The organism is Sphingomonas sp. DC4900 (assembly GCF_049896485.1).
Lineage (GTDB): Bacteria > Pseudomonadota > Alphaproteobacteria > Sphingomonadales > Sphingomonadaceae > Sphingomonas > Sphingomonas aquatilis.
Window position 1 is genome coordinate 20035 of record NZ_JAFCUK010000014.1, and the last position, 26774, is coordinate 46808.

The 26774-nt window shown below is 67.2% G+C and carries 23 protein-coding genes and 1 tRNA gene; 9 read left to right on the plus strand and 15 right to left on the minus strand.

What is annotated here, in order from left to right:
• Positions 1 to 3 precede the first annotated feature (3 nt).
• The 7 genes from glk to ACP690_RS14545 all read right to left on the minus strand — a co-directional run bounded on the left by glk (position 4) and on the right by ACP690_RS14545 (position 7030).
• The gene (glk, locus tag ACP690_RS14515; RefSeq protein WP_426261433.1) at positions 4 to 969 is read right to left on the minus strand and encodes a glucokinase; all 966 of its coding nucleotides are present in this window, start codon (positions 967 to 969) and stop codon (positions 4 to 6) included.
• Between the two features lie 120 nt (positions 970 to 1089).
• On the minus strand, positions 1090 to 2901 hold the full coding sequence (gene edd, locus ACP690_RS14520; RefSeq protein WP_426261432.1) for a phosphogluconate dehydratase: 1812 nt from the start codon (positions 2899 to 2901) through the stop codon (positions 1090 to 1092).
• Positions 2902 to 3025: 124 nt separating this feature from the next.
• Positions 3026 to 3730: a 6-phosphogluconolactonase gene (gene pgl / locus ACP690_RS14525; protein ID WP_116462172.1), complete on the minus strand. Its 705-nt coding sequence runs from the start codon at positions 3728 to 3730 to the stop codon at positions 3026 to 3028.
• A 250-nt stretch (positions 3731 to 3980) separates the two neighbouring features.
• A complete protein-coding gene (gene zwf, locus ACP690_RS14530) occupies positions 3981 to 5444 on the minus strand; it encodes a glucose-6-phosphate dehydrogenase (protein WP_426261431.1) in 1464 nt (487 codons plus the stop codon).
• A gap of 14 nt (positions 5445 to 5458) precedes the next feature.
• A complete protein-coding gene (gene argC / locus ACP690_RS14535) occupies positions 5459 to 6388 on the minus strand; it encodes an N-acetyl-gamma-glutamyl-phosphate reductase (RefSeq protein WP_426261430.1) in 930 nt (309 codons plus the stop codon).
• Positions 6385 to 6774 carry an SH3 domain-containing protein gene (locus tag ACP690_RS14540; RefSeq protein WP_244304909.1) on the minus strand — a complete coding sequence of 130 codons (390 nt, stop codon included), beginning with the start codon at positions 6772 to 6774 and terminating at the stop codon, positions 6385 to 6387. The genes argC and ACP690_RS14540 overlap by 4 nt, the downstream gene beginning before the upstream one ends.
• A complete protein-coding gene (locus ACP690_RS14545) occupies positions 6710 to 7030 on the minus strand; it encodes a MarR family transcriptional regulator (protein WP_043059634.1) in 321 nt (106 codons plus the stop codon). Before ACP690_RS14545 ends, ACP690_RS14540 begins: the two co-directional genes overlap by 65 nt.
• A gap of 390 nt (positions 7031 to 7420) precedes the next feature.
• Here ACP690_RS14545 and secG point away from each other — a divergent pair, with 390 nt between their 5' ends.
• Entirely contained in the window at positions 7421 to 7780 is a 360-nt protein-coding gene (secG, locus tag ACP690_RS14550; protein WP_017979015.1) for a preprotein translocase subunit SecG, read from the plus strand.
• A gap of 89 nt (positions 7781 to 7869) precedes the next feature.
• Entirely contained in the window at positions 7870 to 9504 is a 1635-nt protein-coding gene (locus ACP690_RS14555) for a CTP synthase (RefSeq protein WP_017979014.1), read from the plus strand.
• Between the two features lie 102 nt (positions 9505 to 9606).
• Here the strand turns inward: ACP690_RS14555 and ACP690_RS14560 are convergent, their stop codons facing one another.
• Entirely contained in the window at positions 9607 to 10839 is a 1233-nt protein-coding gene (locus tag ACP690_RS14560; protein ID WP_426261429.1) for an NAD(P)/FAD-dependent oxidoreductase, read from the minus strand.
• A gap of 104 nt (positions 10840 to 10943) precedes the next feature.
• Entirely contained in the window at positions 10944 to 12668 is a 1725-nt protein-coding gene (dld, locus tag ACP690_RS14565; protein ID WP_426261428.1) for a D-lactate dehydrogenase, read from the minus strand.
• Between the two features lie 210 nt (positions 12669 to 12878).
• Between dld and ACP690_RS14570 the strand changes: the two genes are divergently transcribed.
• The 5 genes from ACP690_RS14570 (at position 12879) to ACP690_RS14590 (ending at position 19918) form a co-directional block, all read left to right on the plus strand.
• The gene (locus ACP690_RS14570) at positions 12879 to 13736 is read left to right on the plus strand and encodes a protein phosphatase 2C domain-containing protein (RefSeq protein ID WP_426261427.1); all 858 of its coding nucleotides are present in this window, start codon (positions 12879 to 12881) and stop codon (positions 13734 to 13736) included.
• A gap of 163 nt (positions 13737 to 13899) precedes the next feature.
• A complete protein-coding gene (locus ACP690_RS14575) occupies positions 13900 to 16635 on the plus strand; it encodes a TonB-dependent receptor domain-containing protein (RefSeq protein WP_426261426.1) in 2736 nt (911 codons plus the stop codon).
• 97 nt (positions 16636 to 16732) lie between these two features.
• Positions 16733 to 18289, plus strand: a complete 1557-nt coding sequence (locus tag ACP690_RS14580; RefSeq protein ID WP_043059628.1) for a sodium:solute symporter — start codon at positions 16733 to 16735, stop codon at positions 18287 to 18289.
• Positions 18290 to 18293: 4 nt separating this feature from the next.
• On the plus strand, positions 18294 to 19187 hold the full coding sequence (locus ACP690_RS14585; RefSeq protein ID WP_426261446.1) for an N-acetylmuramic acid 6-phosphate etherase: 894 nt from the start codon (positions 18294 to 18296) through the stop codon (positions 19185 to 19187).
• A gap of 2 nt (positions 19188 to 19189) precedes the next feature.
• Complete coding sequence (locus ACP690_RS14590; RefSeq protein WP_426261425.1) at positions 19190 to 19918, plus strand: GntR family transcriptional regulator; 729 nt, start codon at positions 19190 to 19192, stop codon at positions 19916 to 19918.
• 14 nt (positions 19919 to 19932) lie between these two features.
• Here ACP690_RS14590 and ACP690_RS14595 read toward each other — a convergent pair whose 3' ends face one another.
• The 3 genes from ACP690_RS14595 to ACP690_RS14605 all read right to left on the minus strand — a co-directional run bounded on the left by ACP690_RS14595 (position 19933) and on the right by ACP690_RS14605 (position 22641).
• Positions 19933 to 20475: a hypothetical protein gene (locus ACP690_RS14595; protein WP_426261424.1), complete on the minus strand. Its 543-nt coding sequence runs from the start codon at positions 20473 to 20475 to the stop codon at positions 19933 to 19935.
• Between the two features lie 53 nt (positions 20476 to 20528).
• Positions 20529 to 21638, minus strand: coding sequence for a lactonase family protein (locus ACP690_RS14600; RefSeq protein ID WP_426261423.1), 1110 nt, complete (start codon positions 21636 to 21638; stop codon positions 20529 to 20531).
• Between the two features lie 85 nt (positions 21639 to 21723).
• Positions 21724 to 22641, minus strand: a complete 918-nt coding sequence (locus ACP690_RS14605; RefSeq protein WP_426261422.1) for a LysR family transcriptional regulator — start codon at positions 22639 to 22641, stop codon at positions 21724 to 21726.
• 92 nt (positions 22642 to 22733) lie between these two features.
• Between ACP690_RS14605 and ACP690_RS14610 the strand changes: the two genes are divergently transcribed.
• Positions 22734 to 23768, plus strand: coding sequence for an aldo/keto reductase (locus ACP690_RS14610; protein ID WP_426261421.1), 1035 nt, complete (start codon positions 22734 to 22736; stop codon positions 23766 to 23768).
• Positions 23769 to 23781: 13 nt separating this feature from the next.
• Positions 23782 to 24945: an MFS transporter gene (locus ACP690_RS14615; protein WP_426261420.1), complete on the plus strand. Its 1164-nt coding sequence runs from the start codon at positions 23782 to 23784 to the stop codon at positions 24943 to 24945.
• Between the two features lie 23 nt (positions 24946 to 24968).
• Here ACP690_RS14615 and ACP690_RS14620 read toward each other — a convergent pair whose 3' ends face one another.
• The 3 genes from ACP690_RS14620 to ACP690_RS14630 all read right to left on the minus strand — a co-directional run bounded on the left by ACP690_RS14620 (position 24969) and on the right by ACP690_RS14630 (position 26744).
• Positions 24969 to 25505: a GNAT family N-acetyltransferase gene (locus ACP690_RS14620; RefSeq protein WP_426261419.1), complete on the minus strand. Its 537-nt coding sequence runs from the start codon at positions 25503 to 25505 to the stop codon at positions 24969 to 24971.
• The gene (locus ACP690_RS14625; protein WP_426261418.1) at positions 25502 to 26419 is read right to left on the minus strand and encodes a bifunctional helix-turn-helix transcriptional regulator/GNAT family N-acetyltransferase; all 918 of its coding nucleotides are present in this window, start codon (positions 26417 to 26419) and stop codon (positions 25502 to 25504) included. The genes ACP690_RS14620 and ACP690_RS14625 overlap by 4 nt, the downstream gene beginning before the upstream one ends.
• A gap of 248 nt (positions 26420 to 26667) precedes the next feature.
• Positions 26668 to 26744, minus strand: a tRNA-Pro gene (locus tag ACP690_RS14630).
• Between the last annotated feature and the right edge of the window lie 30 nt (positions 26745 to 26774).

The following is a 26774-nucleotide window of genomic DNA, read 5'->3' on the forward strand; positions in this document are numbered from 1 at the left end:
TTTTTATGCGTGTTCTTGGGCGAAGGCGGCCGCCGCGCCGAACAGGCCGGGCTGCGGATGCGTGATGAGCTTGACGGGGATGCCCGCCATGAGCGTCTGGAACCGACCCTTGGCGACGAAGCGCTGGTCGAAACCGGAGCGGATCAATTTGTCCTTGATGCGCAGGCCCAGGCCACCGGCGATGACCACGGCCTTGGCGCCATGGGCGAGCGCGAGGTCGCCTGCCACGGCGCCCAGCGACAGGCAGAACCGATCGAGCGCGGCGAGTGCGATCGAATCGGTGCCGTCCAGCGCCTCGGTCCAGATCGCCTTGTCATCGAGGTTCGGCACCGCGCGGCCTTCCAGCGCGGCAAGCGTTTCATAGATCGCGACGATGCCGGGGCCGGAGCAGATGCGCTCGGTCGACACGCGGGTGAACTGGCGGCGCAGGCGCTTGACGAAGGCGTCCTCGATCCCGTCGAGCGGAGCATAATCGACGTGGCCGCCTTCGGTGGCGAGGACATGGTAGCGATCGCTGGTCTTGAACACCTGCGCGACGCCGAGGCCCGTGCCCGGGCCGCAGACGGTGGTCACGCCCTGTTCGGGCAGGGCCAGGTCGGGGCCGCAGAGATGTTCGAAGTCTTCCGCGGGCAACTGGGCCACCGCGTGGCCGACCGCGCCGAAGTCGTTGATGACGGTGTAGATGTCCGCGCCAAGCCGTTCGGGGATCAGCGAGGGGCGGATCACCCAGGGGTTGTTGGTCAGCCGGATGATGTCGCCGGTGATCGGCGAGGCGACCGACAGCGCCGCCGCCTTGGGCAGCGGTGCGCCGTGGATCGAGGCGAAATGCTGCCATGCGGTCTGCAAGCTGGCGTGTTCGGCGGTCTTCAGCGTCACCGGCTCGCCGAGCGATACGACGCGGCCGTTCTCCACCTCCGCGATGGCGAAGCGGGCATGGGTGCCGCCGATGTCTACGCTGACCAATTGCATTGCGTTTCCTCTCTTATCGTTCCGACCCGCCCTCACCCTGTCGCCGGCTTCGCCGTCTCTTCCCTCTCCCGATGGGAGAGGGAGGGAGGCACGCAGTGCCGGATGGGTGAGGGTAGCCTCTTACAATCCCGCCGCCGCGAGCATCCCCGACGCGCCCTTCTCGGCTTCGTCGGCAAGGCCGCGGAACATGCCGAACAGCTCGCGGCCCATGCCCGTCGCCGCGCCCGGCGCGTCGCAGAGCGGGCGCTCCAGCCATTCGGCCGGGTCGACCAGGGCATCGAGCGTGCCGTTCACCGCGTCGACGCGGATGATGTCGCCATCGCGGATCTTGCCGATCGCGCCATTGCCCAAGGCTTCGGGCGAGCAATGGATCGCGCACGGCACTTTGCCGCTGGCGCCCGACATGCGGCCGTCGGTGACGAGCGCGACCTTGAAGCCCCGGTTCTGGAGCACGCCCAGCGGTGGGGTGAGCTTGTGCAGTTCGGGCATGCCGTTCGCGCGCGGGCCCTGGAAGCGGACGACGACGACGACGTCCTGCTCCAGCTCGCCGCGCTTGAACGCTTCGAGCACGTCGAGCTGGTCGTGGAAGACGCGTGCGGGCGCCTCGATCACCCAACGCTCGCGATCGACCGCCGACACCTTGATGCAGGCGCGGCCGATGTTGCCGGCGAGGATGCGCATGCCGCCGTCGGGCGAGAAGGCTTCAGCGACGGGGCGCAGGATACTGGTGTCGCCGCTGTCGCCCACCGGCTCCCACGCCAGCTGGTCGTCGGCGATGACGGGCTTCTGTGCATAAGCGGCGAGGCTGTCCCCGCTGACGGTCGTGATGTCGCCGTGCAGCAGACCGGCCGAGAGCAGTTCGCGGATGACGAAGGGCATGCCGCCCGCCGCCTCGAACGCGTTCACGTCGGCCGAACCATTGGGATAGACGCGCGCGATCAACGGCACTGCCTGGCTGAGGCGATCGAAATCCTCCCAGTCGATGACGATGCCCGCGGCACGCGCGATGGCGGGCACGTGAAGCAGGTGGTTGGTCGAGCCGCCGGTGGCGAGCAAGCCGACCGCGGCGTTCACGATCGCGCGTTCGTCGACGCAATGGCCCAGCGGACGATAGTCGTCGCCGCGCCAGCCCATGCTGGCGAGGCGATGCACCGCGGCGCGGGTCAGCTCCTGGCGCAGCTTGGTGCCGGGGTTGACGAAGGCGGCGCCGGGCATGTGCAGGCCCATCACCTCCATCATCATCTGGTTGGTGTTGGCCGTGCCGTAGAAGGTGCAGGTGCCCTTCGAATGATAGGCCGAAATTTCGGCGTCGAGCAATTCCTCGCGGCCGGCCTTGCCCTCCGCATAGGCTTCGCGCACCGCGGCCTTCGCCTTATTGGGTAGGCCCGAGGGCATCGGACCGCCGGGGATCAACACCATCGGCAGGTGGCCGAAGCGCAGCGCCCCCATCAGCAGGCCCGGCACGATCTTGTCGCAGATGCCGAGCAGCGCCGCGCCTTCGAACGTGCCGTGGCTGAGCGCGATCGCCGTCGACAGCGCGATCGTGTCGCGGCTGAACAGCGACAGCTCCATGCCCGGATAGCCCTGCGTCACGCCGTCGCACATCGCGGGTACGCCGCCCGCCACCTGCGCCGTCGCGCCGACCTCGCGCGCCCAGACCTTCATCAGTTCCGGGTAGCGATAATAGACCGCGTGCGCGGACAGCATGTCGTTATACGCGGTGACGATCCCGATGTTCATCGCCTGGCCGGCGCGCATCGTGTCGCGGTCTTCCTCGGTCCCGGCATAGGCGTGGGCGAGGTTGGCGCAGCCCAGTTGCGGGCGACGCGCGCCATTGTCCCGCTCGCGCTCGATCAACGACAGATAGGCGGCGCGGCTATCCTTCGACCGGGCGATGATGCGGTCGGTGACGGCGGAAACTTCGGGGTTCATGGCGCGGGTTCCTGGGGAGGGGTGGGGCGCGGGTGATCCCTCTATACCGTTCGCCCTGAGCTTGTCGAAGGGCGGTGGGTCTCACCGTGCTTCGACAGGCTCAGCACGAACGGTAGGAGGGAGTTTACGGCGCCCAGTGGATGTCGACGGGCAGCTCGGCATCGGCGAGGACGCGACCGATCGGATAGGGCGACGACGGGCCCTGTTCGATCGCCTGTTCCAGCACCTTGCGCTTGTCCTTGCCAGTGAGCGCGATCATCAGCGCGCGCGCCGTCACGATGCCCTGGCGGCTGAGCGTGACGCGTGCGACCGGCGCCTCGGGCGGCAGCGGATCGGGCATCACGCCGAGCATGCGGCGTTCCTTGGGGCCGTTCAGCGCCTCGTCGAAATCGGGGCCGGGGAAGATCGAGGCGGTATGCCCGTCGCCACCCATGCCGAGCAGGCACAGGTCGAGCGGCCAGTGCAGGTCCTGCATCAGCGCATCGGCGGAGCGGCCGGCGGACTTATAATCCTCGGTCTGCTTGGGCACGATCGGAATGACGCGCGCGCCCTTGGGGATGAACAGCTTGCCGAGCTGCGTCACGTTCGACAGCGGGTCGCCGAGCGGCACGATGCGCTCGTCGCCCGGTACGATCGTCACGCGCTTCCAGTCGAGCTTGGCGCTCGCGAGCTTTTCATAGGCCGGGAAGGGGGTCTTGCCGCCGGCGAGCGCGATGACCGCGGAACCGCGCGCGTCGATCGCGCTTTCGATGACGAACTGGATGTCGCCGGCGATCGCGTCCGCGAGCTCGCCCGCGTCGTCATACTCCCACCATTCGATCTCGGTCATGGGTTCAGCCTTTTCATGTCGGCGCGCGGGGCTCGCTTAGCGGAGTGGCCCACGCAAGGTAAGTGCCCCCGCATACGTATGGGAGACAGAAATGTTCGCGTCGCGCGCGATTCGCGCGTGCTCTCTATTCGTCATCCCCGCGAAGGCGGGGATCCAGAACCTCTGACCTCGCGGCATGAAGCGCGACGGTAGCGCGTCTGGATTCCCGCCTTCGCGGGAATGACGAAAGGGGGGGGCTAGGGGCTCGACCTCAATCGTCCTGCCAGGTCACGCCGTCGCGTTCGGTCAGTGCGATCGCGCCCGCGGGGCCCCAGGTGCCGGCGGCATAATGCTTGGGCTTGGTCTGGTTCGCATCCCAGCCGGCGCGGATCGCGTCGATCCAGGTCCACTGCGCCTCCACCTCGTCGCGGCGGACGAACAGCGTCTGGTCGCCCTCGATCAGGTCGAGCAACAGGCGTTCATAGGCGATGCGGCGGCGCGTGCCCGCGAATTCGGCGTCGAGGCTGAGGTTGAGCGGCACCTCGCGCAGGCGCAGGCCGTCACGGTCGAGGCCCGGCTCCTTGGTCATCACCAGCAGCTGGATATATTCCTCGGGCTGCAGGCGGATCACCAGCGTGTTGGGTTGCAGCACGCCGCCGCGGCCGGAAAACATCGAGTGCGGCACCGGCTTGAACTGGATCGCGATCTCGCTGCGCCGCTTGGCCATGCGCTTGCCGGTGCGCAGGTAGAAGGGCACGCCCTGCCAGCGCCAATTGTCGATATGCGCCTTGATCGCGACGAAGGTCTCGACATTGCTGTCATAGCCCAGTTCGTCGTCATAGCCCTTGACGACCTTGCCGCCGACCGCGCCCTCTTCATATTGGCCGGTGACGGTGCATTGCGGCACCTGCTCGGGCGTGATCTTGCGCATGCTGCGGAAGACCTTGGCCTTTTCGTCGCGGATCGCGGTGCCGTCATATAGCGCCGGCGGCTCCATAGCGATCAGCGCGACCAGCTGGAGCATATGGTTGGCGACCATGTCGCGCAGCGCGCCCGCGCCCTCGTAATAGCCGGCGCGATCCTCCAGACCCACCGTTTCGGCGATGGTGATCTGGACGTTGTCGATCCCCTGCGCGTTCCAGATCGGCTCGAACATCGAATTGCCGAAGCGCAGCGCCAGGATGTTCTGGACGGTTTCCTTGCCCAGATAATGGTCGATGCGGAACGTCCGCTCTTCGGGGAAGGCGCTGGCGACGGTGTCGTTGATCTCCTTCGACGAGGCGAGGTCGTAGCCCAGCGGCTTTTCGAGTGCGATGCGCACGGTCGGCCCGGTCAGTCCGACCTTCTCGAGGCCCTGCACCGCCGATTCGAACAGCGAGGGCGCGGTCGAGAGATAGATGGCGAGGCCGCCCGACACGTCGCCGATCTTGTCGGCGAGCGGCTGGAAGCTGTTGGGGTCGGACAGATCGGCAGGCTGGAACTGAATGCGCTGCATGAAGGTGCCGAGTGCGCTTTCATCCTTGCGGTCGGCGGGGAGGAATTCGTCCAGCGCCTTCTTTGCGACGTCGCGATAGCCATCGTCGTCCATGTCGCCGCGCGCCGAGCCGGTGATCGTCAGATCCTTGGGCAGCAGGCCATCGGCGTGCAGGCCATATAACGAGGGCAGCAACATGCGCTTGGCGAGGTCACCGGTGGCTCCGAACAGGAGCAGCTTGCCGACGGGATTGCGCTGCATGACGATCCTTTACGTTACAGGATGAGGCCGGCGAGCGGATCGAGCCCGGCCATGATGTTGAGGTTCTGCACCGCCGCGCCGCCCGCGCCCTTGCCGAGGTTGTCGAGCGTCGCGATCAGCCGGACGTGGCCGGTGCCGGGATTGCCGCAAACGCGCAGCGTCATCCGGTCCGTGCCCGCATTCTCCTCGATAGCGATTGCGGTGACGTCGCCCGGCGCGACCGAGATCAGCGCGCTGTCGGCATAAGCCGCAGCCAGCGTGTCCTCGATCTGCGCGATGCTGGGGCTGCCCGGCAATTGCGCGAGCGGCAGCGGTACTTCGGACAGCATACCCCGGTTGAGCCGCGTGACCGACGGCGCGAAGATCGGCGGGTGAGCGAGGCCGGCGTGCGTCTTCATCTCGGGCAGATGCTTGTGCGCGAGGGTGAGGGCATAGACGCGGAAGGCGGTGTCGGTGCCGCCCTCTTCGAACTCGGCGATCATCGCCTTGCCGCCGCCCGAATAGCCCGAGGTGGCGTTATAGGTCAGCGGCCAGTGGGCGGGCACAAGGCCGGCGCGGATGAGCGGGGCGACGAGCGCGAGGAACGCGGTGGGGTAGCAACCGGGGTTGGAGACGCGCGGGGACTGCGCGATCCGGTCCGCCTGGCCTGCGTCGAGTTCGGGGAAGCCATAGGTCCAGCCCGTCGCGACCCGGTGCGCCGACGAGGCGTCGATGATCCGCGCGCCACCGTCGCGGACCAGCGCCGCGGCTTCCTTCGCAGCCTCATCGGGCAGGCAGAGGATCGCGAAATCGGAGTCGTTCAGCGCCTCGGCCCGCGCGGCGGCGTCCTTGCGACGCGCTTCATCGAGCGTGACGATCGTGAGATCGCTGCGGCCGCTCAGGCGTTCGCGGATGTCGATGCCGGTAGTGCCGACCGCACCGTCGATGAAGACCGACACGCTCATGCCGCGTCATCCTGCGGCACGGCGATATCAAGCGCGGTGCGATCGACATAGCCGACGAGGTTCTGCGCCGTGGCGCGGCCCCAGGCGTGGTTGCCGGCAAGCTCCAGCACGTCGAACGTGTCGCCGACGCTGAGTTCGGCGACCTGCTCGCTGAGGTTGCGATCGCCGAACAGTCCGACTGCGCGCGATACGACGGTGACCATCGGCGCGGCATAATGGGGCGCGAAAACCTGTTCGGCGAGGCGGACGTCGGCCAGATCGCCGCGAACGGCGTGGGTGCGCGGATCGAGATCGACCGAGGGGCCGGTCAGCGCAAAGGCTTTACGCGAGGGCCGGTTGACGTGCGTGTGATTCGCCGTCGCCGAGGAATTGCCCGAACTCTTCAAGAAACTCTGCCCCTTCGGATGTACGTGCGACGAAGATATTGCGCTTGTCGCTGTCGTCACGCTGACGGCGCAGATAGCCGAGGGCGCCCAGCCGATTCAAGGCGCGCGTGACGACGGGCTTCGACACGTTGAGCGCCCGGGCGAGGCCGCGCACCGTATGCGGGCCGGGATTGAGGTAAACGAGGAGGAGCAGTGCCATCTGCCGGTTGGTGAGATCGGGCTCGCCCGACCGCACGTAATCCACCAGGGCGCTCATCCACGTCGCGAGTGATTGCGCGGCTGTTCCCACGTGCAAATATCCGTTTCTGCGCCATTTTCGGGCTTTGTTTCGGGGTCATAACGCCGCGGTGCGGTGGTGGTTTCCGGGAAATGAACGGTGGGCGGAATAAACGGGGTGGGGCGGGTTTGCGCGTCGGCATCCCGCTTCGAGCCTTCATTCCCGCGGAGGCGGGAATCCATAACCGCTACCGGTATTTATGGAGTCGGAACGGTAGCGCGTCTGGATCCCCGCCTGCGCGGGGATGACGAAGAAGGGGGGACACCAGGTTGGCAGGCGAGGCCTCCGCACCCCCATCCCCACGCCGGTTGATCGTTCGGCGCGCCTCGCCTATGTGCGCGCCTTCATCCGTTTTTCCCAAGGTCGTCGATGTTCACCTTCCTCCTCGTCGTTCATGCCATCATCGCCGCCGCGCTTGTGACGGTGATCCTGATGCAGAAGTCGGAAGGCGGCGGCCTCGGCATGGGCGGCAGCCCGTCGGGCCTGATGTCGGCGCGTGGCGCGGCGGATTTCCTGACCCGCATGACCTCGATCCTCGCGACGGTGTTCGTCTGCATGTCGATCGCGCTCGCCTTCATCGCGGCGCACCGCCAGACGCAGACGATCGACACCTCGCTCGCCCGTCCGCTTCCCGCGGCGCCCGCTCCGGCGGCCCAGCCGCTCGCACCGGCGCAGGATGCGGTGCCCAATGCGCCTGCCGATAACGGCGCGGTGCCGCTGCAGCGTTAAGCCGCACAACGTTTCGTCGTAAATCGCGCGCGGGAGACCCCCGCGCGCTCTTGTCGTTTGCCCCCCATCCAAGCTAGGCGATTCCTCCCATGGCGCGGTACATCTTCATCACCGGCGGCGTGGTTTCGTCGCTCGGCAAAGGCCTCATGGCGGCCTCTCTCGCAGCTCTGCTTCAGGCACGCGGCTATCGCGTCCGGATCCGGAAGTTCGATCCCTATCTCAACGTCGATCCGGGCACGATGAGCCCGTATCAGCACGGCGAGGTCTATGTGACCGACGACGGCGCGGAGACGGATCTCGATCTCGGCCACTACGAACGCTTCACCGGCGTTGCGAGCCGCCAGTCGGACAACGTCACCTCCGGCCGCATCTACAAGACGATCATCGAGCGCGAGCGTCGCGGCGACTATCTCGGCGCGACGGTGCAGGTGATCCCGCACGTCACCGACGCGATCAAGGCGTTCGCGCGCGCGGAAACCGACGACCTCGACTTCGTGCTCTGCGAGATCGGCGGCACGGTCGGCGATATCGAATCGCTGCCGTTCATCGAGGCGATCCGGCAGCTGCGCAACGAAGAGGGGCGCAACAACGCGATCAGCATCCACGTGACGCTGGTGCCGTACATCGCCGCCGCGGGCGAGCTGAAGACCAAGCCGACGCAGCATTCGGTGCGCGAACTGGCCGCCTTGGGCGTGCAGCCCGACGTGCTGGTCTGCCGCTGCGAACAGCCGCTGCCGCCGTCGGAGCGGGCCAAGATCGCTTTGTTCTGCAACGTGCCCGAAACCGCGGTTATCCCCGCGCTCGACGCCAAGAGCATCTATGCGGTGCCGATGCAGTATCACGGCGAGGGTCTGGATGCGGAGGTGCTGCGCGCCTTCGGCATCACGCCGTCGTCGGCCCCCGACCTGTCGCGCTGGAGCGACATCATGGATCGCCTGACCAACCCGGAGGGCGAGGTGACGGTCGGCGTCGTCGGCAAGTATGTCGGCCTGCAGGATGCGTATAAGTCGCTCAACGAAGCGTTGGTCCACGGCGGCATCGCCAACCGCGTGAAGGTCAACGTCCGCTGGATCGATGCCGAACTGTTCGAGAATGACGACAGCGAGATCGTGAGCCAGCTCGAACCGTGCGATGCGATCCTCGTCCCCGGCGCGTTCGGCGAGCGTGGCGCGGAGGGCAAGATCAAGTCGGTCAAGTTCGCTCGCGAGCGCGAAATTCCCTATTTCGGCATCTGTTTCGGCATGCAGATGGCCTGCGTCGAAGGCGCGCGCGATACCGCGGGCATCGCCAATGCGTCGTCGACGGAATTCGGCCCGACGAGCGAGCCGGTGGTCGGCCTGATCACCGAATGGATGGGGCGCGACGGGCTGGAACAGCGCGAGGCATCGGGCGACATGGGCGGCACGATGCGGCTCGGCGCCTATGAAGCCGCGCTCGACGGCAACAGTGTCGTCGCGTCGATCTACGGCGGCACGACCATTCAGGAGCGCCACCGTCACCGCTATGAAGTGAACACGCACTATAAGGACGCGCTGGAAAAGGGCGGCCTGGTGTTCAGCGGCATGTCGCCCGACGGCACGCTGCCCGAGATCGTCGAGCGTCCCGATCACCCCTGGTTCGTCGGCGTGCAGTTTCACCCGGAATTGAAGAGCAAGCCCTTCGATCCGCACCCGCTGTTCGCCAGCTTCATCGCCGCCGCGGTGAAGCAGAGCCGGTTGGTGTGATGTATTCGCCCTCCCCCGGTATGGCCGGGGGAGGGTTTTGCGTTTCGGGATGTCGGTCCCGCCGGCGCGCTAGTCGGCGGCAGGGTTCGCTTGGGAAGCGACTCAGGCCGTCAGCAGCGTCTTCAGCGGGATGTCGGTTTGCGCCAGTGTCGCGGCATCGGCGGCGGTGCGGGCGACCACCAGCGCGCGGCCCTGCACGTAATCCTTCACGCTGTTGATCGCGTCGATCGCGATCACCTGCCCGTCCTTCAGATAGATGGCGCTGAAGCTGCGTGAGGCGGGATCGCCGCGCACCACCACCTGATCGTGCCCGGTCGACAGGCCGACGGTCTGCAACTTGAGGTCATATTGGTTCGACCAGAACCAGGGGACGGCGTCATAGGGTTCGGCCGCGTCATGAATCGCGCGGGCGACGGTGCTGGCCTGATCGTTGGCGTTCTGCACCGATTCCAGTCGGATGACGGCGCCGTCCGCATAGGGGTTGGGGTGGGCGGCACAGTCGCCGATCGCATAGACGTCGGGCAGGGTGGTGCGGCACATGGCATCGACAATCACGCCGTTGCCGCACGCCGCGCCGGCCGCCTGGAGCGGTGCGATCGCCGGGATGATGCCGATGCCGACGATCACCATGTCGCACGGCACCACTTCTCCGTCCGCCAGTCGCACGCCGGAGGCGGCGCCGTCCGTGCCCTCGATACACTCCACCGCACAGCCCAGGCGGATGTCGACGCCATGCGCGCGATGCTCGGCTTCGAAGAACCGCGACACCGCTTCGCCCGCGACGCGCGCCAGCACCCGGTCAAGCGCTTCGATCAGGGTGACCGACTTGCCGAGCTTCGACAGCACCGCGGCGGCTTCCAGACCGATATAGCCGCCGCCGATCACGACGACGCGCGTGGTGTCGTCCAGCTCCGCCATCATGCGATCGACATCGGCGCGGGTGCGCACGGCATGGACCCGAGCGAGGTCGTGGCCCGGGCAGGTCAGCCGGCGGGGCGCGCCGCCGGTCGCCCAGATCAGCGTGCCATAGCCGATGCTGTCGCCATCCTCGCGTGTGATGGCATGACCAACCGGATCGATCGCCGTCACGCGCTGCCCCAGCAGCATCGTCACCTCGCGTTCGCGCCAGAAGCTTTCGGGGCGCAGCAGCAGGCGATCGAACGATTTGTCGCGCGCCAGATAATCCTTGCTGAGCGGGGGGCGTTCGTAGGGCAGCTCAGGCTCGTCACCGATGATCGCGATCGTCCCCGCAAAGCCGCGCTGGCGTAGCGCGATGGCGGCTTGCGCGCCGGCATGGCCCGCCCCGACGATCACAATGTCGAACCTGTCGCTCATTCCCGAAATCCCTCACCCATTCCGAACACGTGCTTATGGTCCACCGGACCATAAGGAGCGGTGCCAGAAAAGCGACGGGTTGTCATGACCTGTCCAGATCGATCCTAAAGCTTGGCGTGTTTGTGATCACCGCCGTCACTGTCGGCCCAATAACGTGTGCGGGGAGTCTGGCCGATTCCCGGATTGAGCTGATTCCGGGGGTCTATATCGCGATAGAATTCCGCCAGTTGAGTTGGCGCGACATAGAGGTGGCCGACATTATGCTCCGCGGGATATTGGGCGCCGCGCGCGTCGAGTAACGCCCAGAGCGCATGTTCGAAGGCGAGGGGATCGTTGCCGCGTCGGACGATATAGTCCTGATGGAAGACGTGGCAGAAGAAATGGCCGTAATAGAGCGTGTGGATCACCTGGTCGGCCAGCGCTGGCGGCAGGTCCTCGACCCAGGCCTGCGTATTGCGCGGCAGCGCGACGTCGAGTGCGACGATATCGGCGACCTCGCCGGCATGGACCGCCCGATATCGGACGGCCGCTCCCGCCACCACGAACCGGTGGAGAAAGGCCTTGGCGCTGTCCGCCGCGCTGCATTCCCGATGGTCGCCCATGGCATCGCCCGGAAACAGCCGCGCCAGCAGCGCGCGGGTGTCGGCGCGCTGATCGCCCGACACCTTCAGGATGAGGTGATGCGCAAAAAGATCGCGATAGGCGCGCATCCAGCCGGGCAGGTGATCGGGCATGAACCGCGACGACCATTGCATCAGGCGGTCGCCCAGCCCCCTCGACACGCGATCCGCGACCGCATCGAACCGGGCCTTGGCGGCCAGGAGGGCAGGGAGCCGATGCGTACCGAGCCGTTCGATGGCGAGAAAGGTGTCGCGCCCATATCGATCCGCCACGTCGAAGGCGGTCCGGTGGATATATTCGCCCGCGATCGGCAGCCGGTCGAAGTCACGCAGCATCGTTCGGCGCAGGTCGGTCAGCCGATCGGGATCGTTGGTGCCGATATAGAAGGTCGCGCTATCCTCTTCGCGCGCGAAGGTGTCGAGGCGCACCGCGAAGACGATCAGCTTGCCCGCGCTGCCCGACGCTTCGAACAGGCACCGCGGGTCGGCGTTGAAACGGGCGGGACTGTCGCTGTCGATCGCGCGGACATGCTCGGCATAACTGTGATCGTGCGCCCAGCGATCGGGGGTGGCCTCGACGTCTGCCTCGGTGAAATCGCCGGTGTCGAGCCGCGACAGGATCGTGTGCGGATCGTCGCCGAGCGCGATGCCCAGATGATTGACCAGTTTGAGGCTGCCGTCCGGTTGCACGGCGGCGAACAGGGCGAGCTGCGTATAGGCGGGGCCGCGCCGGATTAGCGATCCCCCCGAATTGTTGCAGACGCCGCCGACGACCGAGGCGCCGAAGCAGGACGATCCGATCACCGAATGCGGTTCCCGCCCATAGGGTCGCAGCGTCTGTTCGAGCTCGTTCAGCGTCGCACCCGGCAGGCACACCACCTGCTCGCCGCCCCGGATCACGCGCAGCCGGGACAGACGGGTAGTGCTGATGATGACCAGGCCGCCCGGATAATCGTCGCCGTCAGGTGTCGAGCCGCCGGTCAGCCCGGTATTCGACGCCTGCATGATGATCGAGACATCGGCGGCGACGCAGGCCTGCGCGACGCGCCACAGCTCGACCAACGTGGCCGGCTGCACGACCGCGATCGCCGGTCCGTCGCCGGTCCTGTATCCCTTGCGGAACCGCGCCGTGGCGCGCGGGCTGGTGAGCAGGTGACGCCCGCCGACGATGGCGCGCAGCGTCTCCAGGAGCGCCGCGGTGTCGGTCATGGCCGTGACGCCGGGGTCATTGCGTTTGCACCTCCTGGTCGGTCATCGCATCCCTTCCATCCACGCGCCCGATGTATGGGACGGACGTCAGCGCGCAATGCCATCCTGCCAGTAGATACCAGTCCGGCAGAGCATGCAAGTGGCATCATATTGGTTTGTGCGTCGGATGCGAAGTTGGTAGCCTCCTGCGCATACGGATTGGAGCATGTCATGTTGAGGATCGACGTCGCGCTGTCCGACGGGCAGGGCCCTGTCAACGAGGACGCGATCGGCCATCATGGGAATGCCGCCTGGGTGATCGATGGCGCCACCGGCATCGGCCCGTCGATACTGGACGCGCCGAGCGACGCGGCATGGCTGGCGCAGACCGCCAACCGGATGCTCGCCGAAGCACTTGCCGACGACCCGGACTGTCCCACGATCGCGCTGCTGCGCACCGTCATGACGCAATGCGCCGAAGCGCTGGCGCGGGTGCAATTGCGCGCGGATGTCGATCCCTGCGATCTTCCCTCGGCCGCCTTCGCCATGGTTCGCATCATCGACGACGCGGTCGAGATCACCAGCCTTGCCGATTGCCGCGTGGCGGCGGTCGATGAGATGGGCACGGCGCGATTGTACGGCGCGTCCGACCTCGACATCGTCGAGGCGCGGACATTGGCGGCCGTGAAGGCGATCTACGACGCGGAGCCGAGGATCGATGCCGACGCGCTGAAATTGCGACTGTTGCCCGGATTGCGCGCCAATCGCTGCTTGAAGAATTGCGAGGGCGGCTATTGGGTCTTCGGACCGGAGGCCGCGGCGGCGGACCATGTCTGGCAGGCGAGGCTTCCTTTGCGGCCCGGGCAGCGCTTCGCGATCGCGAGTGACGGGTTCCTGCGTCTCGCCGAACTGTTCGGCATCGCGACGCCCGCCGATCTGCTGGCGATCGCCACGCCGGACGAGGCGCAGGCGTGGCTGGCACGATTGCGGGACATCGAACGCGAGCCGGACTCCTTGCACCGTCACACCCGGGTCAAGCGGCACGACGACGCCAGCCTGATCGTTTGCAGTTGGGACGTTCCGAGCTGATACCGACACCCGACGCCGATCCCTGCTATAATACCAATATGCCATACCACCTCTTTACAGGGATAAGACAGGTATGCATTATCCCTGCCTTGCCAGCGTCTCGCCGGGTCCCATGATGACCGGGCGGCGGCGCCGGGTTCGGGTTCAAGGGAGGGACTCCATCATGGTGACGTCGTACCGACATACCGTAGCCGTCGCGGCTCTGGCCATCGCCCTCGCGCAGGTGCCCGGTGTGGCGCACGCGCAGACCGCTCCCGCAGCGGCGGACCCGAGTGTGCCCGTGACAGGCGACGACATCGTGGTGACGGGTACGCGGATCGCGATTCCGGGCCTGACCAGCAGCAGCCCCGTCGCATCGACCGGCGAGGAGCAGATCAAGCTGCAATCGGCGCTGACGATCGAGGATTTCTCGACCAAGATCCCGCAGCTTTCGGGCGGCGTGCGCCAGGGTTCGCAGGGGAGCGATGCGTTCGGGGCGCAGGTGCTGGAGCTGCGCAACTTCGGCCAGAGCCGGTCGCTGGTGCTGATCGACGGCACGCGGGCGGCGCCGTTCAGCTTCCGCAACTCGGTCGACGTCAACGCCATCCCCGCCTCGCTCATCAAGCGCGTCGACGTGCTCACTGGCGGTGCCGCCGCGGTCTATGGCGCGGATGCGGTCGCGGGCGTCGTGAACTTCATCCTCAACGACGATTACAAGGGCCTACGCGGGACGGCGACGAGCCGCCTGTCGGTCCATGGCGGCGCGCAATATGGCGCCTCGCTGATGATGGGCACCGGCATCGGCGATGCCGGCAATCTTGTGATCGCGGCGGACTATACGCAGCGCGATGGCGTGCGGGCCGGGCAGCGCGACTGGGCGGCGACGCCCAATCAGACCATCCCCAGCATCGGCGGCGTCTTCACCGATGTCGCCAGCGGCCGTCGCTTCGGCTTCACCGACGATGGCACGTTCACGACCAGCCCGTCCGCCACCTCGAACATCTCGGCGAGCTATCCGCTGATCTCGCCGCTCCGCCGCATCAACGTCGCCGCGCTCTACAAATATGCGATCACGCCGCAGATCGAACTGTACGGCCGGGCGATGTTCACCAATGCGCGGACCGAAGAGACCGGTACGCCCGGCGCGGCGCCCGCCTCGGTCAGCCGCACCGTCGGGATCAGCGCCACCAATCCGTTCCTGACCGACGCGATCCGCAGCCAGCTGACCTTCGTCAACGGCGTCGCGCAGGTGAACGTGTCGCGCTCGCTCGCCGAGCTGGGCCTCATCACCTATGCGACCGAACGCAACACATTGCAGTTCCAGTCGGGGCTGCGCGGACCGCTGACCGATGCGATCCGATGGAACGTCTATGCGCAATATGGCCGCTCGACCGAATCGTCGCTGATCTCGGGCGACGGGCTCGTCACCAATGCGGCGGGTGCGAACAACTTCGCCTCGATCGTCAATACCGTGAACATCTTCGGCCCGCGCCAGCCGGGCCTCGCCGCCGCGCTCGGCAGTCCGATCAACGGCTTCGATCGCAAGCGCGACCAGTTCGTCACCGCGGCGACGATCAGCGGCAGCCTCGCCGACCTGTTCGCGCTGCCCGCCGGGCCGATCGGCTTTGCCGTCGGTGTCGAATATCGCCGCGAAACCGCGAGTATCACGCAGGACAGCGCGCTGCTGACCGGCAACACCTATCGCCAGGGCGTGCAGGCGGCATACAGCGGCGCGTTCGACGTGCGCGAACTGTATGGCGAAGTGCTGGTGCCGCTGATCCACGACACGCCGTTGATCCGCAAGCTCTCGGTGGGCGGCGCGTATCGCCTGTCGGACTATAATCTGTTCGGCACGCACGGGACGTGGAAGGTCGAGGGTAATTGGGAGGTGGATCGCAACCTGCGGCTGCGCGGCACCTATCAGCGCGTGCTCCGCACCCCCAATTTCGGCGAATTCGCCGCCACCACCTCATCGCTGCCGTTCAGCAGCCTCGTCACCGTCGATCGGCTGAAGCCGCGCTACGGCGGCGATCCGTGCGTGATCGGCACGGGCGATGCGGCGCAGTGCAAGCGGTTCGGCGCGCCGGCGGTGGGGTCGACCAATTCGAATGCCGCCAGCTACCTGACCGGCAATTATTATTATGGCGGCAACCCCGCGATCCAGCCGGAGACGGGCTATACGACGACCGCGGGCGCGGTGTTCACGCCGACGTTTATCCCCGGGTTGAACGTCACGGTCGACTATTACAATCTCGACCTGCGCGGCGCGGTGGGCGTGATCCAGCCGATCGCGGCGATCACCAGCTGCTACATCACCAATCCGACCGCGGGTAATCCGCTGTGCGGCTTGGTGACGCGCAACCCGAACGGCAGCTTCGCCGACGCCTTCGTCAACAACCAGAATCTCGGCCGGCTGCTGCAACGCGGCTTCGACATTTCGGCGGCCTATACGCTGCGCGGTGACTGGCTGCCGGGCAGGGGGCTGCGTGCCAGCTATCAGGGCAATATCGTCACGTCGTATCTGATCCAGGCGAACCCGACCGTATCGGCGGTGCAGTGCAAGGGCACGTTTGGCGCTACCTGCTCGAGCGACGGGACGACGCTGGTCCAGCCCGCCTATCGGCACACCGCGGGGATTGGCGTGCTGCTCGACAAGGGCTTGATCCAGTTCGACTGGCAGCGCATCGGCAAGGTCCGGTCGAGCACGGTCGGATCGACGGAGGTGATCAAGGCGCAGGACACGTTCGACCTGTCGGCCTCGTACGACTTCACCGACAGGGTGACAATGAGCGCGGGCGTCTACAATCTGTTCGACCGCAATCCGCCGCGCGTGTCGTCCGGCGGCGTCTTCAACACCTTCCCCGACACGTACGACATTCTGGGCCGGACGATCGGCTTTTCGCTGACTGCGCATCTGTGATCGCCCGGCATCGCGATCGCACCCGCCCGATCGACGGGGCGGGCGGGCCGTCCATCGGCCGCGGATATCCGGTCCAACGCAAGCGGAGCATGGCTCGATGATGTTGCCCTTTTCTGTTGCCGACTGGCTCGTCATCGCGGCCTATCTGCTGTTGCTGGTCGCGGGCGGATGGATATTCACCCCGCGCAAGACCGAGTCCGCCCACGATTACTTCCTGGCCGGCGGCAACGTTCCCGCCTGGCTGGCGGCACTGTCGGTCCTGTCGGCGACCCAATCGGCCGCGACGTTCCTGGGCGGGCCGGATTACGGCTATCGCGGCGACCTGACCTATCTGACCGGCAATATCGGCGGGCTGATCGGTGCGATCTTCGTCGCCCATGTGCTGATCCCGCGCTTCTATGCCATCCGCGCGACCACCGCCTATGAGTTGCTGACGCTGCGCTTCAGCGAACGGGCGACGCGCTGGGCGGGCGGCATGTTCCTGATCGGGCGCGTCTTTGCCGGGGGCGCGCGCGTGTATCTTGCCGCGATCGCACTGGCGATGGTCGTCACGGGCAGCGTCGGGGCGCAGGGGATCATGATCGCGGCAGCCGCGCTGATCGTGGCGAGCGTCGCATTTACCTTCGTCGGCGGCCTGAAATCGGTGCTGTGGAACGATCTGATCCAGTTCATCGTCTACGTCGGGTCGGCGGTGGCGGTGGTCGTGTTCCTGCGCCTGTCGATCCCGGCGTCCAACGCCCAGATCCTGCACGCGCTGGCGCACACGCCCGAAGGCGTCGACAAGCTGCGGCTGTTCGATTTCTCGTTCGATCTGTCGCGGCCGTTTTCGATGCTGGCGATCGTGACCGGCATCGCGCTGCTCTATATCGCGAATGCGGGCATGGATCAGGATACCACGCAGCGCTTGCTGTCGTGCAAGGACGCCAAGACGGGCGCGCGCAGCCTGTACCTATCCGTGCTGGCAACGGTGCCGACGGTCGGCATGTTCATCGTGATCGGCCTGCTGCTCTATATCTTCTACAACCGCCCGGACCTGATGGGCGGCACCGGTGCCGTCGCGGCCAGCCAGTTCGGCGGCGAGAAGATCAGCATCTTCATGCATTATATCCTCACCGAATTGCCCGGCGGTCTGCGCGGTCTGGTGACGATCGGGATCTGCGCCGCCGCGGTCGCGACGACCAATTCCGCGCTCAACGCGATGTCGTCGGTGCTGGTGCAGGACTTCTATCGTCCCTGGCGCGATCGGCGCGGGCCGGTGGAGGAGCATCACTTCGTCCAGGCCGGGCGCGCGGGCATGGGGGTGATCGGCTTTGCGATGTTCCTGATGGCGGTCGCGTCCTACTATTGGCAGCGCCACAGTTCGATGGGCCTGCTGGAGTTTGCGTTGCAGGTGATGGTGTTCAGCTATGCCGGGCTGCTGGGCGTCTATTTCACCGCGGTCTTCACCACCCGCGGCACGACCGGATCGGCGATCGCCGCGCTGCTGATCGGCTTTGTCACGATCGTGTTGCTGCAACCCGCTATCGCCAAGGCGATCGGTCTGCCGCTGGTCCTCACCGGCCTGTCCTTTCCGTTTCAGCTGTGTCTGGGAACGGCCGTCGCCTTCCTGGTCTGCGCCGCGCCCGCCGGCCCGGCATCGCATCGAGGTCGTTGATATGATGAACACCGAAGCGCTCGATCCCCGGTTCCTGGAACTCGACCTGTGGCCGACCCAGTCGGCCGTCGAGGCGATGCTGGAGGGGCAGATGGCCGCGATCGCGGCGCTCCAGTCGCAGGTCGCCGCGATCGCCGAAGCGGCGGAAGCGGCTGCGGCGCGGCTGGAGCATGACGGGCGGCTGATCTTCGTCGGGGCAGGCACATCGGGCCGGCTGGCGGTTCAGGATGGGACCGAGCTTCATCCGACCTTCGGCTGGCCGATGGATCGCCTCGTCTTCCTGATGGCGGGCGGCATGGGCGCGCTGACGGAAGCGCGCGAAGGGGCGGAGGACGATGTCGAGGCTGCGCGGCGCGACATCGACGCCCGCGGCCTCACCGCGTCCGACGTCGTCATCGGCGTCGCCGCCAGCGGGCGGACGCCCTATACCGTCGCCGTGATCGAACGCGCGCGGGCGCTTGGCGCCTTGACGATCGGCATCACCAACAACCCGGACATGCCGCTCAGCGAGCGAGCCGAGCACGTGATCGTCGCGGACACCGGCAGCGAAGTTCTGGCGGGATCGACGCGGATGAAGGCGGGCACTGCACAAAAGGCGGTGTTGAACCTGCTGTCGACCGCGGTGATGCTGCGGCTCGGCCTTGTCTATCGCGGGCGCATGGTGGCGATGCGCGTCTCCAATGCGAAGCTCTTGGTACGGGCGCGCCGCATGGTGCAGGATCTCGCCGGCGTCGATGCCGAGGTCGCCGCACGCTCGCTCGAGCTGGCGGACAACGACATTCGGCTGGGTATCGTCGTCGCCATGGGGATCCCGGTCGAGACGGCGGCGCAGCTGCTCGACGCCCATCGCGGCAGCCTACGCGACGTCCTGCACGCCATCGGCAAGCGGGAGGCGTAACGGTGCGCGATATCGCCTGGACGCGCGGCGACGAAGCGACGCCCTTGTACATGCAGCTTGCCCAACGCCTGCGCGAGCATATCGACGGCGGCGGCATCGATCCCGGCAGCGCGCTGCCCTCCGAACGCGAACTCAGCGAAATGGCGGGCCTGTCGCGCGTTACGGTGCGTAAGGGCATCAAGCAGCTGATCGACGAAGGCGTAGTGATCAGCAAACATGGGTCGGGCACCTTCGTCGCGCGACGGATCGAGACGGCAGGCGCGAAGCTCAACAGTTTCAGCGACGACACACGATCGCGCGGGCAGGATCCGGGGGTGGTCTGGATCTACAAATCCTATGCCCTGGCGACCGAGGAGGAAGCCGCCGTGCTGGAGGTGTCGCCGCATGTCCGCGTCGCGCGCCTGGGCCGCGTCCGGCTGGCCGGCGATGAGCCGCTGGCGATCGAACATGCGGTGATCCCGGCGATGTTCATGCCCGATCTCGATGCGCTGGGCGACTCGCTGTATCAGGCGCTCGACGTCCATGGCTTTCGGCCGACATCGGGCACGCAGCGCATCCGCGCGTCGCTGGCGACCGAAACCGAAGCGGGGATCCTGAGCGTCCGCCAGCATTCCGAGGTCTTGCGGATCGAGCGCCGTACGCGGATTCCCGATGGCCGCATCGTCGAATTCACCCGCTCGGTCTATCGCGGCGATCGTTATGAGTTCGTGACGGACCTCAACGTCATCTGATCTGCCTGCAGCGGTCAGTCGGCCTCGCCCTCACGCCACGCGGCCATGGCTTCGCGATAGTGCTGCTCCTGGTCGGCGCGTGCGGTTTCCAGCCGTTCGCGCTCGAGATCCCGGTCGTTGTCCAGCGTCTGGCGTTCCTTGCGCAGCGCCGCCTCGCGCGCGGCGAGATCGCGCCGCGCCGCATCGTATCGCTGCTCCGCCTCATCGATCGCCTGTTCGGCCTGATCGAGCTTGGAGCGAGAGGGGCGGGGCTTGGGCTTCGTGCGGCGGGGCTTGGCCGGGGGCGCATCCGTCGCGTCCGCCGGCTTGCGCTTGGGTGTGACTGGCAAGGCGGCCAGATGGTCGTCCACGGTGCCGCGCGGCTTGCGGATGACTTGGCCCGGGTGCGCCAAGGGCTCTTCCATCAGCGCGGCGTCCGTCACCTGCTCGGCGACGCCGCGGGCGAACAGATCGGTATGCGTACCCCAGGCCTGCAATGCCGCCTTTTGGCTCGGCGCCGCGACATAGGCGTCGTGAAACCCGATTGATGTGCGGAAAACCTTCAATTTGCGCGCCATGCCGCATCAACGCGCGGTTGGCGCCGAAGGTCTCCACGGAAAAGCGGGCGCCCCTACTCGGTCAGAAACACGACGCCCGGCACGGGGGTGGTGCCGACCGCAGGCCGCAAGCGACCGTCGCGATCCAGCGGCAGGCGGGCGATGCCGCCCGATCGCTCATTGGCGACCAGCATGGCGTTTCGGTCTTCCATCAGCAGGAAGAAGCGCGGCCAGTGACCGCCGCATCCGACATGCTGCAGCAGGCGCAGATCCCCGTTGGCGCCGATGGCGAAGACCGCGATGCTGTCGTGCCCACGATTGGAGACGTAAAGACGCGTCCCGGCCGCGTTTACCGCGATATGGGCCGCGTAGGACGTGCCGCTGAAGCCAGCTGGCAGGGTCGATACCTCCGCGCTCCGGGCAAAGGTGCCGTCCGCTCCGCTGCGCAAGACGGTGACCGTGTTGGCCAGCTCGGCAACGAGATAGGCGACCGGCAGGCGAGGGTGACGCACCAGATGCCGCGGCCCCGATCCTGCGACGGCACGATAGGCGATGCTGGTCTTCGCGATCCTGCCCGCCGCGCGATCGATATGATGCGAGAAAATGGCGTCGGCACCGAGGTCGACCGAATGGAGGATGTCGCCGCTGCGATCGAAGCCCACCCAATGCGCATGCGGGCCGGCCTGTCGTTTAGCATCTGGACCGCTGCCTTGGTGCTGGGCCACCGCGGGGCGGCCCGTCGGAAGCCCCGTCGCCGGATTGAGCGTCCATAGCGCGACGCTGCCACTCGAATAATTCGCTGCCGCCAGCAGCGTGCCGTCCTGCGACAGGGCGATGTGGCAGGGGTCTGCGCCCATGGTGGACGACATGGCGACCTGCCGCAGCGATGCGTCATAGACGCCCATCATGCCCTTTTGCTGCTCATCCAGCAGGTAACGCAGCCGATGACGTGGCGACACGACGCCGAAGGAGGCGTTGCGGATCGCGGCATCAGCGGTGCCGGCGGTCCAGCCGCCCTGTTCCGCGGCCAACGACACCAGCCCGGCGCCGCCTTCCTGCGCATAGGTGCCCGCGAACAGCCGGGAGATGGGGGCCGCGATGCCGGTGCGCGAGAGTAGCCCGATCGCAAGCGCGCCCCCGACGACGGCACGGCGGGATGGGCGGAAGAGAGGCGTGTCGATCATGGCCCGCTTGAACCCGCCTATGCGCGCCGCGTCAACGGCGGGCTGCTTGCGGCGAGCTTTCCAATTTCGCCCACGTCGCGCCCGCTTACTCGAAGCGGCTGGCAAGCCGCTCGACGAGGAAGTCGACGAAGACCCGCACGCGGGCGGGCGTTGCGGCGCCGCCGACGAAGACCGCGTGGATCAGCTCGACATCACCGGGATTATAGTCTTCCAGCAATGGCACGAGCCGCCCGTCCGCGATCTCGGCCGCGACGCTGAAGCGGCCGACCCGGGTGATGCCGACCCCGGCAGCGGCGAGATGGCCCAAAGTCTCGCCATTGTTGGCGACGATGCCGCCCTCGACGGACAGCGTGAAATCCCGGCCGTCGCGGCGGAACGGCCAGATCGGTTCGGCGCGACGGAAGCTGAAATTGAGGCAGTTGTGGGCGTGCAGGTCCTCCGGGACCTTGGGCGTGCCGGCCCGCGCCAGATAGTCGGGCGACGCCACGATCACCCGTCGCGCCTCGGACAGTTTTCGGGCGGTGAGGCCGCTGTCGGCGAGCGGGCCGAAGCGGATCGCGACATCGGCCTGTCCGCCAGCGACGTCGACCAGCGTGTCGGTCAGCGCGATATCGATCAGGATGTGCGGATAGGCGCGGGCGAAGTCGCCGAGCAGCGGTACGACGCACAACCGGCCATGCGCCAGCGCCGCACTGATCCGCAGCCGGCCGCGCGGCGCGCCCTGATCGGCAATCTGCTGCTCGGCATCATCCAAATCGGCGAGGATGCGGCGGGCGGCGAGCAGATAGGCTTGCCCCTCGGCGGTCAGTGTCAGCGCACGGGTGGAGCGGAGCAGCAGCCGCACGCCGAGCCGCGCCTCGATCCGGTCGATCGCACGCGCCACCGCCGAGGGCGTCAGCCCGAGCGTGCGACCGGCCGCCGAGAAGCTCCCTTCCTCCACCACGCTCGCGAACAGGGCGAGCGACCGGGCGCGATCGTCGTTGCCGGTTATCTTTGCGTCCAAGGCATAGATCCTTTGCACCGGCGGGCGGTTCCGCCACGCTGCTCCACCGTCCATCTATGCGCCTGACAATGACATTCGCAAAGGAAGGTGTCATGGAATATCGGCAATTGGGATCGTCCGGCCTGCGCGTTCCGGCGCTGTCGTTCGGCGCCGGGACCTTCGGCGGCAAGGGACCTCTGTTCAGCGCCTGGGGCACAAGCGACGCCACCGAGGCGCGACGGCTGGTCGACATCTGCCTCGACGCGGGCGTGACGCTGTTCGACACCGCCGACGTCTATTCGGATGGCGCATCGGAACAGGTGCTGGGCGCAGCGATCAAGGGGCGGCGCGATGCCGTCCTGATCTCGACCAAGACCGGCCTGCCGATGGGTGACGGCCCGCAGGACTGGGGCGCGTCGCGCGCGCGGCTGATCGGCGCGGTCGAGGCGGCGTTGCGGCGGCTCGGCACCGATCGGATCGACCTGCTCCAGCTTCACGCCTTCGACGCGTCAACGCCGACCGAGGAGGTGATGGGCACGCTCGACCGGCTGATCGCGGACGGCAAAGTTCGCTATGCGGGCGTCTCCAACTATCCCGGCTGGCAGATCATGAAGGCGCAAGCCCTGGCCGATCGCCACGGCTGGCCGCGCCTCGTCGCGCATCAGGTCTATTATTCGCTGATCGGCCGGGCTTATGAGTGGGACCTGATGCCGCTGGCGGCGGATCAGGGCGTCGGCGCGCTGGTCTGGAGCCCGCTCGGCTGGGGACGGCTGACCGGCAAGATCGGGCGCGGACGGCCGATCCCGGCGGGCAGCCGCCTTCACGACACCGCGCAGTTCGCGCCGCCGGTCGAGGACGAGTATCTCTACCGCGTCGTCGACGCGCTGGAGGCGGTGGCGGCGGGGACGGATAGGACCGTACCGCAGGTCGCGATCAATTGGCTGCTGCGGCGACCGACCGTGTCGTCGGTCATCATCGGTGCGCGCGACGAGGCGCAGTTACGCGACAATCTCGGCGCGGTCGGCTGGGTGCTGACGCCCGAGCAGGTAGCAACGTTGGATGCGGCGAGCGACGTGCTGCCGCCCTATCCACACACACCCTATCGGCAGCAGGAGGGTTTTGCCCGCCTCGCGCCGCCGATGGTTTGAGGGAGCCAGGATCATGAAGTTCAACCTCGGATTGCTCGCGCTGGCGGTCGGCGCCTTCGGCATCGGCGTGACCGAATTCGCGCCGATGGGCATGTTGCCGGTGATCGCGGGCGACCTGCACGTGTCGATCCCCGCCGCCGGGCTGCTGATCAGCGCCTATGCGATGGGCGTGCTGATCGGCGCGCCGCTGTTGACGCTCACCACCGGGCGGATCGACCGGCGGACACTGCTGATCGCGCTGATGGGCATCTTCACGCTTGGCAATGCGCTGTCGGCGCTGGCGGACGGATATTGGATGCTGATGGCGGCGCGGGTCGTCACCTCGTTCAACCATGGCGCGTTCTTCGGCGTCGGGTCGGTGGTGGCCGCCAGCCTCGTTCCGCCGGATAAGCGCGCGGGCGCGGTGGCGGCGATGTTCACTGGGCTGACCGTCGCCACGATCGGCGGCGTGCCGGCGGCGACCTGGGTCAGCGAGGCGATCGGCTGGCGCACCGCCTTTGCCGGGATCGCGGGCGTCGGCGCGATTGCGATGGTGTCGCTGCGGCTCGCGCTGCCATCGATGCCCGCTGACGAAGGCGGCGACATGCGTGCCGAGCTGCGCGTGCTGACGCGCGGGCCGGTAGTGATGGCGCTCGCCCTGACCACGATCGGCTTTGGCGGCGTGTTCACCGTCTTCACCTATATCGTGCCGATCCTGCGTGACGTCACGCACGGCTCGACCGGCTATGTCACCGCGATGCTGATGCTGTTCGGGGTCGGTGCGACGATCGGCAATGGTTTAGGTGGTCGGCTGGCGGACCGGTCGGTCGAGCGGACGCTGATGACCATGCTGACCATCATGGCGCTGACGCTGCTTGCCTTCACGGTGCTGATGCAATGGCCGGTGACCGCCGCGGTCGCGATCCTGGTCTGGGGCATCGCCAGCTTCGCGATCGTGCCGCCGCTACAGATGCGGGTGATGGATGCGGCTTCGGACGCGCCGAACCTCGCTTCCGCGATGAATATCGGCGCGTTCAATCTCGGCAACGCCATCGGCGCGGCGCTGGGCGGGGGCGTGATCGGGGCCGGGCTGGGGCTGCCCGCGGTGTCGCTCGCGGGTGCGGCGATGGCGGCGGTGGCACTGGCGATGCTGCTGGCGTTCCGGCGTCAGCCGCGCACCGAAGTGTGTCCGGCCTGACGCGCAGCCCCATCAGCCTCGCGTCACAGCCGCTTGCGCATCCGGGTCAGTGGCACGAGGACGCCCTCGACATGCGTATCGGCGCGCTCGATCGGTGCATAGCCGCTCGCGGCATACAGCGGCACGCCGCCCGCCGTGCCCATCCGTTCGACCGCCGAAAATCCTGCCGCCCGCACCGCCTGCTCGCAAGCGTCGAGGATCATCCGGCCAATGCCGCGCCGGACATGATCCGGGTGCGTGTACATCGCACGGATCCGGGCGGCGTCCTTCGCCGTATCGAGCAACGCCGGATCGCGCAAGTCGGTGCTATGGTCGCCGCCATACAGCGTCGCGCGCCGGCTCCAACCGCCGCAGCCGACCGGCACGCCGTGATCCTCGACGACGAAATAGGTGCCGTCGCGCACCAATTGCGTGTCGAGCCCCATCACCGCCCGGCTGGCGACGATCTGCGCCAGGGTCAGCACCTCTGCCTGACCTCGATCGATCGACAGCGCCATCAGGTCGCGCAGCGTCCCGAGGTCGGCTTCGGTCGCAAGGCGAATCGTCAGGCGGCCGCTCATTCCGCCAGCTCCAGCCGCCAGGTCTCGCCCTGAAGTGGAATGCCGAACCGCTCATGCATCGCCGTCTCGACACATGCGAAACCATGCGCGGCATAGAGGCGGCGCGCGGACTCCAGCACGGTGTGGGTCCACAGCGTCACCGCGCGATAGCCCGTTTCCCGTGCGAAGGTGACGCAAGCGCCGACCAGCGCATCGCCGATGCCCCGGCGGCGGGCGAAGGGCTCGACATGCAGCAGCCGCAGCCGGGCGATATCGTCGCCCTCGTCGGTCACGAACACCGCGCCCGCCATCACCCCGTCGATCTCGGCGACCCAGCATTGCTCGCGCTCTGGGTTGAAGTCGCGCAGGAACGCCGCGGTGACCTCGCTTTCGATCACCTCCAGTTCGCGACCCCAGCCATGGCTTTCGGCATAGAGGAGCGACTGGCGCGCCGCGATCAGCGCGGGCTCGCCGGCGCGGAAGGGCCGGATCACGAACGGGCCTCCCGATGCCGGATCGAGCAGCAGCCGCGCCCGCGTCAGGGCTTCGACCAGATCGCGCCGCGCTTGTCCGTCCACGGTCGCGAGCAGATCGCCGACGGCATGGCTCTGGCGGTGGTCGAGCGTGCCGAAGGCCTCACGTCCCGCCTCGGTCAGCCGCAGGTCGCGCGCGCGGGCGTCGTCGTCACGGCGCACCCGCACGATCCAGCCGCGCTTTTCGAAACGCGCGACGAGGCGGCTGAGATACCCAGCATCCATGCCCAGCGCGTCCTGCAACACGCTGGCGGTGACGGGCTCCCGCGTCGCGATCTCGAACAGCAACCGCGCCTCGGGAAGGGTCGCCTCGGTCCCGAGAAACCGCGCGTCGAGTGCGCCGATCGTTTGGGTATAGAAGCGGTTGAACCGGCGGATCGCGGTGACGTCTGCATCTTCCATGCCCGCCATGCTGGCTCGGAATGGTTGACGGAGTCAAGTTTAGCGATGGGATCGGTGGCGTGAGATACGATGGACCATAGCTGTGCCGTTGGGAGACTGGCGCTAAAATGGAGGCCGGACGTCAACAGTCCAGTCGAGCTCACTGCACGGTCCCAGCGCCCTGCGAACCGGGTAGCCTGAGTGCTGGAGCGGCAAAGCGTTTGTTACATGCCGCAGGCTGTGATCGTCCGGTGAGACCGCGCCGAAAATGGTCGGGGAGACAGGATTCGAACCTGCGACATCCTGCTCCCAAAGCAGGCGCGCTACCGGACTGCGCCACTCCCCGACGTGGAATGCGCCTAGGCGGTGGAGGCCG

Coding starts and splice junctions, on each gene's coding strand:
- glk (WP_426261433.1), bottom strand. CDS start 969: ATGCAATTGGTCAGCGTAGACATCGGCGGCACCCATGCCCGCTTCGCC.
- edd (WP_426261432.1), bottom strand. CDS start 2,901: ATGAACCCCGAAGTTTCCGCCGTCACCGACCGCATCATCGCCCGGTCG.
- pgl (WP_116462172.1), bottom strand. CDS start 3,730: ATGACCGAGATCGAATGGTGGGAGTATGACGACGCGGGCGAGCTCGCG.
- zwf (WP_426261431.1), bottom strand. CDS start 5,444: ATGCAGCGCAATCCCGTCGGCAAGCTGCTCCTGTTCGGAGCCACCGGT.
- argC (WP_426261430.1), bottom strand. CDS start 6,388: ATGAGCGTGTCGGTCTTCATCGACGGTGCGGTCGGCACTACCGGCATC.
- ACP690_RS14545 (WP_043059634.1), bottom strand. CDS start 7,030: ATGAGCGCCCTGGTGGATTACGTGCGGTCGGGCGAGCCCGATCTCACC.
- secG (WP_017979015.1), top strand. CDS start 7,421: ATGTTCACCTTCCTCCTCGTCGTTCATGCCATCATCGCCGCCGCGCTT.
- ACP690_RS14555 (WP_017979014.1), top strand. CDS start 7,870: ATGGCGCGGTACATCTTCATCACCGGCGGCGTGGTTTCGTCGCTCGGC.
- ACP690_RS14560 (WP_426261429.1), bottom strand. CDS start 10,839: ATGAGCGACAGGTTCGACATTGTGATCGTCGGGGCGGGCCATGCCGGC.
- dld (WP_426261428.1), bottom strand. CDS start 12,668: ATGACCGACACCGCGGCGCTCCTGGAGACGCTGCGCGCCATCGTCGGC.
- ACP690_RS14570 (WP_426261427.1), top strand. CDS start 12,879: ATGTTGAGGATCGACGTCGCGCTGTCCGACGGGCAGGGCCCTGTCAAC.
- ACP690_RS14575 (WP_426261426.1), top strand. CDS start 13,900: ATGGTGACGTCGTACCGACATACCGTAGCCGTCGCGGCTCTGGCCATC.
- ACP690_RS14580 (WP_043059628.1), top strand. CDS start 16,733: ATGATGTTGCCCTTTTCTGTTGCCGACTGGCTCGTCATCGCGGCCTAT.
- ACP690_RS14585 (WP_426261446.1), top strand. CDS start 18,294: ATGAACACCGAAGCGCTCGATCCCCGGTTCCTGGAACTCGACCTGTGG.
- ACP690_RS14595 (WP_426261424.1), bottom strand. CDS start 20,475: ATGGCGCGCAAATTGAAGGTTTTCCGCACATCAATCGGGTTTCACGAC.
- ACP690_RS14600 (WP_426261423.1), bottom strand. CDS start 21,638: ATGATCGACACGCCTCTCTTCCGCCCATCCCGCCGTGCCGTCGTCGGG.
- ACP690_RS14610 (WP_426261421.1), top strand. CDS start 22,734: ATGGAATATCGGCAATTGGGATCGTCCGGCCTGCGCGTTCCGGCGCTG.
- ACP690_RS14615 (WP_426261420.1), top strand. CDS start 23,782: ATGAAGTTCAACCTCGGATTGCTCGCGCTGGCGGTCGGCGCCTTCGGC.
- ACP690_RS14620 (WP_426261419.1), bottom strand. CDS start 25,505: ATGAGCGGCCGCCTGACGATTCGCCTTGCGACCGAAGCCGACCTCGGG.
- ACP690_RS14625 (WP_426261418.1), bottom strand. CDS start 26,419: ATGGAAGATGCAGACGTCACCGCGATCCGCCGGTTCAACCGCTTCTAT.